Annotated in this window: 10 protein-coding genes and 1 pseudogene; 5 read left to right on the top strand and 6 right to left on the bottom strand. The window is 72.7% G+C overall.

Annotated features, from left to right (window positions below):
- Positions 1–633 (bottom strand): annotated as a pseudogene (locus ABZU46_RS28655) (alpha-ketoacid dehydrogenase subunit beta); the annotation flags it as partial.
- Positions 630–1,829, bottom strand: coding sequence for a pyruvate dehydrogenase (acetyl-transferring) E1 component subunit alpha (pdhA, locus tag ABZU46_RS28650; RefSeq protein ID WP_354862616.1), 1,200 nt, complete (start codon positions 1,827–1,829; stop codon positions 630–632). The pseudogene ABZU46_RS28655 and the gene pdhA, both read right to left, overlap by 4 nt.
- Positions 1,830–1,965: 136 nt before the next feature.
- On the opposite strand from pdhA, the gene ABZU46_RS28645 reads away from it, so the two are divergent.
- The gene (locus tag ABZU46_RS28645; protein WP_234587152.1) at positions 1,966–2,409 is read left to right on the top strand and encodes an Lrp/AsnC family transcriptional regulator; all 444 of its coding nucleotides are present in this window, start codon (positions 1,966–1,968) and stop codon (positions 2,407–2,409) included.
- 15 nt (positions 2,410–2,424) lie between these two features.
- On the opposite strand, the gene ABZU46_RS28640 is transcribed toward ABZU46_RS28645, so the two are convergent.
- Genes ABZU46_RS28640 through ABZU46_RS28625 form a run of 4 tightly spaced genes read right to left on the bottom strand, consistent with a single transcriptional unit; the run spans position 2,425 to position 6,655 of the window.
- Complete coding sequence (locus tag ABZU46_RS28640; RefSeq protein ID WP_354862613.1) at positions 2,425–3,396, bottom strand: DNA primase small subunit domain-containing protein; 972 nt, start codon at positions 3,394–3,396, stop codon at positions 2,425–2,427.
- A gap of 37 nt (positions 3,397–3,433) precedes the next feature.
- Entirely contained in the window at positions 3,434–4,738 is a 1,305-nt protein-coding gene (locus ABZU46_RS28635; RefSeq protein WP_354862611.1) for an acyltransferase, read from the bottom strand.
- 22 nt (positions 4,739–4,760) lie between these two features.
- A complete protein-coding gene (locus ABZU46_RS28630) occupies positions 4,761–5,735 on the bottom strand; it encodes an NAD(P)-dependent oxidoreductase (protein WP_354862610.1) in 975 nt (324 codons plus the stop codon).
- Positions 5,736–5,764: 29 nt separating this feature from the next.
- A complete protein-coding gene (locus ABZU46_RS28625) occupies positions 5,765–6,655 on the bottom strand; it encodes a glycosyltransferase (RefSeq protein WP_354862608.1) in 891 nt (296 codons plus the stop codon).
- Positions 6,656–6,862: 207 nt separating this feature from the next.
- Between ABZU46_RS28625 and ABZU46_RS28620 the strand changes: the two genes are divergently transcribed.
- The 4 genes from ABZU46_RS28620 to ABZU46_RS28605 all read left to right on the top strand — a co-directional run bounded on the left by ABZU46_RS28620 (position 6,863) and on the right by ABZU46_RS28605 (position 10,671).
- On the top strand, positions 6,863–8,422 hold the full coding sequence (locus ABZU46_RS28620; protein ID WP_354862606.1) for a glycosyltransferase family 39 protein: 1,560 nt from the start codon (positions 6,863–6,865) through the stop codon (positions 8,420–8,422).
- Positions 8,423–8,494: 72 nt separating this feature from the next.
- A complete protein-coding gene (locus ABZU46_RS28615; protein WP_354862604.1) occupies positions 8,495–9,226 on the top strand; it encodes a histidine phosphatase family protein in 732 nt (243 codons plus the stop codon).
- A complete protein-coding gene (locus tag ABZU46_RS28610) occupies positions 9,210–10,079 on the top strand; it encodes an NAD(P)H-hydrate dehydratase (RefSeq protein ID WP_354862602.1) in 870 nt (289 codons plus the stop codon). The genes ABZU46_RS28615 and ABZU46_RS28610 overlap by 17 nt, the downstream gene beginning before the upstream one ends.
- Before the next feature lie 91 nt (positions 10,080–10,170).
- On the top strand, positions 10,171–10,671 hold the full coding sequence (locus ABZU46_RS28605; protein ID WP_354862600.1) for a hemerythrin domain-containing protein: 501 nt from the start codon (positions 10,171–10,173) through the stop codon (positions 10,669–10,671).
- Positions 10,672–10,811: the final 140 nt, after the last annotated feature.

Here is a 10,811-nt window from a genome sequence, read left to right as displayed (position 1 = left end):
TCCGGGTCGACCGGCTGGGTCAGCCACTGCTCGACCTCGGTCGCGCCGACGTCGGCCGAACGGCTCGGTACGCGCCGGCAGCTCGGCGTCGGCGCTGCCGAAGTAGAGCTTCTTGGGCTCCATGAAGACCACCGGGTCGGGATCGTCGATCGCCTCACGCAGCAGCGAGTACGCGTCCTCGACGGTCGCCGGGGTGACGACCTTCAGGCCGGGGGTGTGCGCGTAGTACGCCTCGGACGAGTCGCAGTGGTGCTCCACCCCGCCGATGCCGCCGGCGTACGGCACCCGGATGACGATCGGCACGCTGAGCTTGCCCCGGGTGCGGTTGCGCAGCTTCGCCACGTGCGAGGCAATCTGCTCGAACGCCGGGTACGCGAACGCGTCGAACTGCATCTCGACCACCGGCCGCAGCCCGGACATGGCCAGGCCGACGGCGAAGCCGACGATGCCGGCCTCCGCGAGCGGGGTGTCGAAGCAGCGCTTCTCGCCGAAGCGGGCCTGCAGCCCGTCGGTGATCCGGAAGACGCCGCCGAGCTGGCCGACGTCCTCGCCGAATACGACGACTCGCTCGTCGGCCGCGAGGGCGTCGGCGAGCGCGGTGTTGAGCGCCTTCGCCATGGTGGTGGCCATCAGTCGTCACTTTCCTCGTCGCGCGCGGCGGCCAGCTCGGCGCGGACCTGCTCGCGCTGCTCGACGAGCTGCGGGGTGGGCTCGGCGTAGACGTGGTCGAAGAGGCTCAGCGGGTCGACAGTGGGCTGGGTGTTCATCCGGGTACGCAGGTCCGCCGCGTACGCCTCGGCCTGCTCGGCGACCTCGGCGACCGCCGCGTCGTCGAGCACGCCACGGGCGCGCAGGTACGCCTGGAGGCGGGCGAGCGGGTCGCGGTCGCGCCAGGCGTCGACCTCGGCGCCGTCGCGGTAGCGGCTGGCGTCGTCGGCGTTGGTGTGCGGCTCCATCCGGTAGGTGTGCGCCTCCACCAGGAACGGCCCGTTGCCGGCGCGGGCGTGCGCGACCGCGCGGGTCAGAACGGCGAGCACCGCGACCGGGTCGTTGCCGTCGACCTGCTCGCTGGGCACCCCGTAGCCGACGCCCTTGTACGCCAGCGACGGCGCGGCGGTCTGCCGCGACAGCGGGACGCTGATGGCATACCGGTTGTTCTGGACGAAGTAGACGACCGGCGCTTTGAACACGGCCGCGAAGTTGATGCCCTCGTGGAAGTCGCCCTCGCTGGTCGCGCCGTCGCCGATGAAGGCCAGCGCCACGGTGTCGCGCCCCTGGTACGCCTCGCCGTACGCGAGACCGGCGGCGTGCACGCACTGGGTGGCGAGCGGGGTGCACTGCGGCGCGGTGCGTACCTCGGTGGGGTCGTAGCCGCAGTGCCAGTCGCCGCGCAGCAGGGTGAGCACCTCGACCGGGTCGATGCCCCGGGCAACCAGCGCCATCGATTCACGGTAGGTGGGGAACACCCAGTCGGTGTCGCGGACGGCGAGCACGGCGGCGACCTGGCACGCCTCCTGGCCCCGCGACGACGGGTAGACGGCGAGGCGGCCCTGCTTGGTCAGCGCGGTCGCCTGGGTGTCGAACCGGCGGCCGAGCACCATCCGGCGGTACAGCTCGCGCAGCGCCTCGACGGGCGGCTCCGGGTAGTCGGTACGGGCCGGCAGCGGCGTACCGGTCGGATCGAGCAGGCGGACCGGTTCGGCGTCCGGCAGCAGCGGGCGCGCCGGGTCGGGCGGGGTGACCGTCCGACGGGCGCGCGGGGATGCCCTGCGGACCGCCTGGGGTGTGGTCGTCACGGCGGGACCTCCTGGGACGTGTGGTGAGCCTATGCTTCCGCCTGACGGATGATTGACTCAAGATCCACGCAGAAGGCGGGACGTCTGGCATGTGGGAGGCGCGTCGGTGAGCCAGGAGAACGGAGACGGAGCGAGCCGGGGAACCGGATCGGGACGATCGGCCCGAGCCATGGACGAGGTCGACCGGCGGATCCTGGACGAGCTGGTCCGCGACGGGCGCACGTCGGTGCGCACCCTGGCCGAGCGGATCCACATCTCGCGCACCAACGCGTACGCCCGGGTGGAACGCCTGCTGCGCGAAGGCGTGATCACAGGCTTCCGGGCGCAGGTGGCGCCCGAGGCCGCCGGGTTGGGCACGTCGGCGTACATGGCGTTGACGATCGAGCAGAACACCTGGCGGGAGGTGTCGGCCGAGCTGGCCCAGGTGCGCTACGTCGAGCACGTCGCGCTCCTCAGCGGCGAGCACGACGTGCTGGCCCTCGTTCGGGCGCCGGACAACGCCGCCCTGCGCGACGTGGTGCTCGACCGGGTGCAGCGCATCGCCGGGGTGCTGTCGACGCGGTCGTGGCTGGTCTTCGAGGAGTTCGACGGCACGCAGAGCCCGTGGCAGTAGCGCGAGCCTCGCCGGTCACCGCTCCGGCGGGGCCTCCAGACCCTCGGAGTCGGCCAGCTCCAGCAGGGGCTCCAGCGAGTGCCGGTCCCCGTCCAGGCCGGCGTGCGGATCGCCGCGCTCGGCGAACCGGGCCGGCACGGTGAGCACGTCGAAGTCCTCCGGACGGGCGTCGTCCAGCTCCGCCCAGTCCAACGGCGCCGACACGAGCGCCCGAGGCGTCGGCCGGATCGAGTACGCCGACGCCATCGTGTGGTCCCGCGACATCTGGTTGTAGTCGACGAAGACCGGCCGGTCCCGCTGGTCCCGCCACCAGGTGGTGGTGACCAGCTCCGGCAGCCGGCGCTGCATCTGGAGGCCCAGCGCGAGCACCGCCCGGCGGCACTCGCCGAAACTCCACCTCGGCTCGATCGACAGGTAGACGTGCAGGCCCCGCCCGCCGGTGGTCTTCGGATAGCCGGTCATGCCCAGCTCGGCGAGGAACGCCCGCACCTCCCGGGCCACCGGCACCACCTGCTCGAAGCCCACGCCGGGCATCGGGTCCAGGTCGATGCGCAGCTGATCGGGGCGCTTCACGTCGGCGGCGGACACCGGCCACGGGTGGAAGCGCAGGGTGCCCAGGTTGGCGGCCCAGATCACCACGGCCAGCTCGCTCGGTGCGACCTCGTCGGCGGTCCGGCCGCTGGGGAAGGTGATGTGCGCCGTGCGCACCCATGCGGGCGCGCCCGCCGGCAGCCGCTTCTGGTAGAACGCGTCACCGCGGTTGGTCTGCCGGGTGGCGATCGTCGCGCCCTCGAAGACGCCGCGCGGCCAGCGTTCCAGCATGGTCGGCCGGTCGCGCAGCGCCCGCAGGATGCCGTCGCCGACCGCCAGGAAGTAGCGGACCACGTCCAGCTTGGTCAGTCCGCGTTCCGGGAAGTACGGCTTGTCGGGGCTGGAGACGCGGACCAGCCGCTCCCCCACCTGGATCTCCTCCGCCGCCGTGGCCACGCCCCCGAGGGTACGACGTGGAGGCGGGCCCGGTGGGCTACCGGCCGGGGACCAGCGTGGCGGGCTGCTGCGGCAGTTCCTCCGTCGGGCCGCCGACCGACACCGGCTGCGTCCCGGGTGGCTCCTCGGCCACCGCGGTCTGCTGCTCGACCGGCACCGTCCGCGCCGTGCGGCGGGCCACGAAGCCCGGCGTCCAGTCCTTCAACCGCAGAGCCGGCCGCTCGACGAGCTTCCACGACACGAACGCGGCGGCGAAGGCGACCGCGACCGACATCGCCGCGAACGGCACGTACCCCCAGCGGCTCCAGCCCAGGCTCGCCATCACCTGCTGGAAGACGAACCCGTAGATGTAGATGCCGTACGAGTAGTCGTTCTTGCGGCCCACCCAGTGCAGCTGGCGCGGCATCCGCACCGACAGCCACACCAGCAGGTACGCGAACGCCGGCAGCCCGATGACGAAGAAGCCGCCGAAGAGCAGGGACAGCCCCAGCGCCACGGCCGAGCCGATGCCCAGCGCGTCGTTGATCGGCACCCGCTCCCGGTAGAGATCCAGCGTCGCGCCGAACGCGAACAGGAAGCCCAGGTAGACGATGTAGTGGAAGCTCATCACGCCCACCAGGGGCGAGTCGAACGACCAGCTCGCCGTGGACGCCGGCCCGCTGAACTGCCCGGAGCTCACCCAGTCCTGCAGGATGCTCAGGTAGAGCGCGACGGTCAGGAACAGCACGAACCGGCGGGCGTTGCGCAGCACCGCGGTGATCGCCAGGACGCCCACCACGACGTAGCAGAACATCTCGTACTTGAGCGACCACAGGGCGCCGTTGAAGACGCTGGAGCCGCTCTTCTCACCCCACGGGGTGGTCGGCTTGAGCAGGTCCTGAATGCCGTACTGACGGACACCGGTCCACCAGTTGGCCTGCAGGTAGGCCAACGGGCCGCCGCGGTCCCAGGGGTTGTCGAAGAGGCCTGCGGTGGTGCCGTGCTCGCGCAGCGCCACCAGTGGGGCCAACACCAGCGCGGTGATCAGCAGGCAGACCCAGAGCCCGGGGAAGATGCGCAGGGCCCGGTGCCAGGCGTAGCGGATGATGCCGGTACGCCGGGCGCTGCGGGTGATGAGCAGGCCGGAGAGCACGAAGAAGCCGTACACGGCCATGGTGCCGACGTTGGTCTGCCGACCGGTGATGTGGTAGCCGAGGTCGTTGGCCCCGAAGCCGAGCGGCTTGGAGTGCGACAACACGACGCCCACGGCGAGGCAGAGCCGGATCAGCCCGATGCCGTTGCTGCGGCCGGAGAGCAGATCGGCGAGCGTGCCACGGGAGCGGACGAGGGCGGGGGTAGTCATGCGGTCAGGAACCTCTCGACCATCAGGCGGGCACCTCGGCGCCGGCGTGCTCCCACAACTGCTTCATCTCGGTGTGCAGATCTTCGCTCGGCGACCAGCCGAGCACCTCGGCGGCCAGCCCGACGTCCAGCCGCTGCCAGTTCGTCTCGGCCGGGCCGGTGCGTTCCGCCTCGACCAGGTCGGTCGGCACCTCACTCACGTCGATGAGGAGCTGGACCATATCACGCGCGCTGGCGGCCACCCCCCGACCGATGTTGATCACGTGGCCGGCCGCCCCGGGGCGGGTCGCGGCCAGCAGCACGGCGGCGACGACGTCGCTGAGGCCGACGAAGTCACGCCGCGAACCCAGCGGGGCCAGCTCCAGCCGGGCCCGCTCACCGGAGCGCTGGGCGTCGCGCAGCCGACCCGCGACCACCCCGAGCAGGCTGTGCCCGGGCTGGCCGGCGCCGATGACGTTGCCGACCCGCAGCGTGACGCCCTCGATCAGGCCCTGCCGGTCGGCCTCGGCGACCGCCGTGGTGCAACGCAGCTTGAACTCGCCGTACGGCATCACCGGCGCGGGCGGCAGCCCCTCGGGCATCGAGGTGTCGACCGGGACCAGCCCGTACTCGTGCACGCTGCCCAGCTGGATCACCCGGACCCGCCCGGGCAACCGGCCGGCGGCCTCGATCAGCCGCTCGACCAGCGTGACGTTGACCGCGAGCATCTGCGCGTCGGTGAGCCCCCACATGCCGCCCGCGGCGTTGATCACCACGTCCGGATCGAGCTCGCGCAGCACCGCGGTGATCTCGTCGACGTCGGCGGCGGCCAGGTCCAGCGCGCGGACCTCGACACCCGGCCCGACGTCGCGCGCGGTGCGGGCCACGGCGACCACGGTGTGCCCCTGGTCGGCCAGCGCCCGGCAGATGGGGCGGCCGAGGAAGCCGGTGCCACCGAGCACGGCCACCCTCCGCCGCTGTCCGGCGGCCTCCGCCGAGTGCCGTGGTTCGACGATCATGGCGCTGGCGTCTCCCTGGCTGCGGTCGGTCATCGGCCCGGCCCGAACGCGTGCCGCGACAGGCTCTTGACGCCGGTCATCCGGCCGGCGAGGACCGCCGTCGGCAGCAGCGTGATGGCGTGCAGCCGGGACGACATGTAGCGGCGGGCGGCCCGCGCCGCCCGGGGCCAGCCCTGCTCGTCCATGCGCCGGGCGACGTCGACGAAGAACGCCCGCGCCTCGGTGAACCGGGTGCCGGTGACCGCGTCGGCGGCGGACTTGCTGACCGCGTGCCGCCGGTACTGGAAGCACAGGGTGGTGTCGACGGCCATCTGCTCGCCGCGCTGGATCAGGTCGATCACCAGGGCCAGGTCCTGGATGACCTGGAACTCGTCGCGGAAGTCCACGGCCTTGAGCGCGTCCGTCCGCCAGCAGATCGACGGGAAGTAGAACCAGCAGCCGCGCAGCAGACTGGCCGCCAGATCCTCGCCGCCCATCAGCTCCCGGGACTCGACCCGCGGGGCGTAGAGCCGCCGCTTGGCCTCGTCGACCATGGTGTTGACCACCGCGCCGGTGGCGTCGATGATCTCGACCCCCGGCTGGACCATGCCGACGCCCGGGTACTGCTCGATCACCGATCGCACGGTGGCGACGTAGTTGGGGTGCATGATGTCGTCCGTGCCCATCATCACCAGGTACTCGTGCTCGGCGAGGCCGACGCACTTGCGGTAGTTGCCGGTGACCCCGAGGTTGCGCTCGTTGCGCTGGTAGCGGACCCGCTCGTCGGTGATCTGAGCGAACCACTCCGGTACGCCCGGCTCGGTGCCGTCGTCGACCACGGTCAGGCGCCAACCCGGGTCACTCTGCGCCATCACGCTGCGGACGGCCGCCTGCATGAGGGGCACGCTCCCGTAGTACGGCAGCATGATGTCGACAATCATCGGTTCCGCGGGCCTTACTGTGCGTGGTGGAAGTGCTCGACGGGCGCGGCCACATTATCAGGCATCCCGTCCGGATCCAGTACCGGCGAGCCGGCCTGACGGCCGTCGCGACGCCACCGGCGGTGACCGGACGACGGGGCCGACGGCGACCGCGGCGGGGGCTATCATCGTCGCGCCCGCACCGCACGCCCCCCCGATCGGACGCCGATGCCAGACCGCGCCGTCACCACGGACGCGCCTCCCGCGCAGACCGACGCGGGGCCGCCCGCGCCAGCCACCGAGCCGGCCCGACGGCGACTCCCCCTCGTCCGCCGACTCGCGCTCAGCGTCTGGTTCTGGCCCACGGCCTTCGCCGCGCTCGCGGTCGGCTGGCGTCTCGGCAGCCCGGAGATGTGGCACGACGAGCTGGTGACCGTCGACGTGGCGACCCGCTCGACCGGGCAGATTCTGGGCATGCTGGCGAACGTCGACGCCGTGCACGGGGCGTACTACCTCTTCATGCACGGCTGGACGACCCTGTTCGGCACCGGCCCGGCCGTCGTGCGGCTGCCGTCGGCCCTGGCTATGGTCCTGGCCACCGCGTGCGTGGCGCTGGTCGGGCGACGGGTGTTCGACCAGACGGCGGGGATCGCCGCCGGGTTCGTCTTCGCCCTCGTGCCCACGGTCACCCGCTTCGGGCAGGAGACCCGGTCGTACGCCTTCGTCGTCCTCGCCGCGGCCGCGGCCACCCTGTTCCTGCTGCGTGCGTTGCAGCGGCCGGGGTGGCTGCGCTGGATCGCGTACGTGCTCGCCGTGGCCGCCATCGGCCTGGTGAACGTGGTGGCGCTCACGCTGCTGCTCGGGCACGGCGTGGCCGTGTTGATCCACTGCTGGCGGGAGCGCCGGTGGTGGTCGCTGGCCTGGTTCGTGCTCGCCGCCGCCGCCGGGGTGGGGATCGCCGCGCCGGTGATCCTGCGCGGTATGAAGCAGGCGGGGCGGCAGATCAGCTGGATCCCGGACAGCGCGCCCTGGACGGTCTGGGAGCAGGCCTTCGGCTCGGTGCTGCTCGCCGCCGCGATCACCGCGCTGGCCGTGGTGGGCGTGCTGACCCACCTGCGCCGCGACGCCGCCGCGCGGACCGCCGTGGCGGCGGTGATCGCCGCCCTGCCGCTGCCGGTGATCCTGCTGGCCTCCACCGGCGACATCAACTACTTCTTCTCCAAGTACCTGCTGTTCCTCGTGCCGGCCTGGGCGGTGCTCGCCGGCGCGGGCGTCGCCGCGGTGCGCCGCGCCCCGCTGGTCGCGGTGGGGCTGGTGGTGCTCGCCGCCCTGAGCGTGCCCGGTCAGCTCGCGCTGCGCGGGGAGTACTCGCACGGCTGGTACACGTATCCGCAGGGGCGGGCGTTCAAGCCGCTGTCGTACTCGGAGGCGGCGCGGGTCATCGAGGCCGGCTACCAGCCCGGTGACGGCCTCGTGGCGGGCGGCCCCTGGTGGTGGATGCACGAGCCGGGGGTGCGCTACTACCTCCCTGCGGACGTGTCGCCGCGCAACGTCTTCCAACAGCAGTCGGCGGCCCACCGCAACGAGCTGTTCGGCGCGGACTGCGCCGACCCGGCCCGCTGCCTGCGCGACGAGCCCCGGCTGTGGGTGCTGCTGCCGACGGTCACCGACGCGCCGCTGACCGGCCTGCCGAAGAAGCAGTCCGCCGTGCTCGCCCAGCGCTACGACGTGGTCCGCGTCACGCACGTGACCGGGCTGACCGTGGCCCTGCTGCAACGGCGCGGCTGAGCCGACGCACCGGCCGCCCGGTGGCGACCCGGGCGCGGTTACCGCGCGCGGCGCCCGGGTAGGGGGGTCGGCATGGCGGAACTGTCGACGCTCTGGATCATCCGGCACGGGGAGAGCACCGCGAACGTGGCGGCCACCCGGGCCGAGGAGAACGGCGCGGACGTGATCGGGCTCAGCCACCGCGACGCCGACGTGCCGCTCTCCCCCACCGGCGAGGAGCAGGCGCGGGCGACCGGCCGCTGGCTCGCCGGGCTGCCCGAGGATCGGCGCCCCGACGTGGCGGTGGTCTCGCCGTACCTGCGGGCGGTGTCCACGGCCGAGCTGGCGCTGCACGGCACCGGGGTGCCGGTGAGCCGGGACGAGCGGCTGCGCGACCGGGAGCTGGGCATCCTCGACGGCCTGACCGGGCACGGGGTACGCCGCCGGTTTCCCGACGAGGCCGAGCGCCGCGCCCGGCTGGGCAAGTTCTACTACCGGCCGCCCGGCGGTGAGGCCTGGACCGACGTGGCGCTGCGGCTGCGGACGCTCCTCGGCGACCTGCGCCGCGACCACGAGGGCCAGCGGGTGCTGCTCTTCGGCCACGACGCGCTGGTCTTCCTCCTGCGGTACCTGGTGGAGGGGCTGACCGAGCCGGAGCTGATGGCGTTGACCCGCGAACACGTCATCGCCAACTGCTCGATCACCGACTGGTCCGCCGACGACCAGGGCAGGCTGACGCTGGGCGGTTTCAACGAGGTCGGCCACCTGCACCGGCAGGGCGCCGAGTCGACGAGGGAGGACGAGATCCATGCCGAACCGGTCTGAGGTGCAGGTGATCACGCCGGGGCTGCTGCGCGACTGGGCGCTGCCGGTGCCGGCCGGCGGCAAGGAGAGCCGGGGCACCGTCCTGGTGATCGGCGGCTCCCGCTTCACGCCCGGGGCGGTCCTGCTCGCCGGGGTGGCCGCGCTGCGCGCCGGTGCCGGGGTGCTCCAGCTCGCCGCCGCCGAGTCCACCGCGGCCACGCTGAGCATCCAGGTGCCCGAGGCGCTGGTGGTCGGGCTGCCGGAGACGTCCGACGGCGCGGTCGCCGCCGACCGGGCCGGCCAGCTCGGTGAACTGGTCGGCGTGGCCGATGTGGTGGCCCTCGGCCCGGGGTTGAAGGGCATCGACGAGACCGCCGAGCTGCTGAGTCTCGTCCTGGAGGCGGCGGGGCCGCGTACCCCGCTGGTCCTCGACGCGTACGCCCTGGGCGCGCTCAGCCACGAGCCGAAGCTGCTGGTCGGCTCGGGCCGCCCGGTGGTGCTCACCCCCAACGTGACCGAGGCCGGGCACCTGCTCGGCCGGGAGCCGGGCGACGACCTGGACGCTGAGGCCGCCGAGCTGGCGCAACGCTACGAGGCCGTCGTCTCGCTCTACGGCCACGTGGCCGCCCCGGACGGGCGCGGGTGGCGGGAGGAGAGCGGCGACGCGGGCCTCGGCACGTCCGGCAGCGGAGACGTGCTCGCCGGCCTGCTCGCCGGGCTGCTCTCCCGGGGCGCCGACCCGGCGCAGGCCGCCTGCTGGGGAGCGTTCGCGCACGCCGTGAGCGGCCAACGGCTGATCCCCCGGTACGGCCGGATCGGCTTCCTGGCGCGGGAACTGCTCGACGAGATCCCGCGCACCCTGGCCACCGTTTGAACAGGCGAGATCGGCCACATTCGCCCGTTTCGCCGCTCGGCCTCGGGGTACCGGATCGACACCCAGCCGAGCTACGAAAGGGGGCACGCCGGTGTCAACCGATGCCATCGTCCTGCTCAAAGAGGACCACAAGGAGATGCGTCGCCTGTTCAAGGCCTTCCAGGACGCCGAGGAGGGGCCGGCGAGCCAGCGGCAGAAGCTGGTGAACCAGATCCTCGAGGCCCTGACGGTGCACACCTACCTGGAGAACGAGGTGATGTACCCGGAGGTCCGCCGGCTTTTGCCCGACCTGGAGGACGACATCCTCGAGTCGTACGAGGAGCACCACGTGGCCGACGTGCTCTGCGCCGAACTGGCCAGCATGGACGCCGGCGACGAGCGCTTCACCGCCAAGACCACGGTGCTGATCGAGAACGTCACGCACCACGTCGAGGAGGAAGAGGAGGAGTGGTTCCCCAAGGTCCGCGAGGCGCTCGGCCGTAAGCAGCTCCAGGAGATCGGCGAGAAGATGATCGCGTTGCGCGCGGACGCGCCGCGTACCCCCACCCAGCCGAAGGCGATCAAGAAGGCGCTCGACGCGGTGACCGCCTGAGCCAACCACCGTTCGACGCGGGGCCCGGCCGGGGCGGGGGCCCCGGGGGGGGCCGCGCGGGGGCGGGGGGGTGGGAGGGCACCACGCCGTAAACCCGGCAAAAAAAAACCCCACGACGGTGGGCGGGTTTTTGTTTTTAT

The organism is Micromonospora sp. NPDC005197, assembly GCF_040608295.1.
GTDB lineage: Bacteria > Actinomycetota > Actinomycetes > Mycobacteriales > Micromonosporaceae > Micromonospora.
The sequence above is the reverse complement of the archived record's forward strand: the minus strand, read 5'-3'. Positions and strand labels throughout refer to the sequence as shown.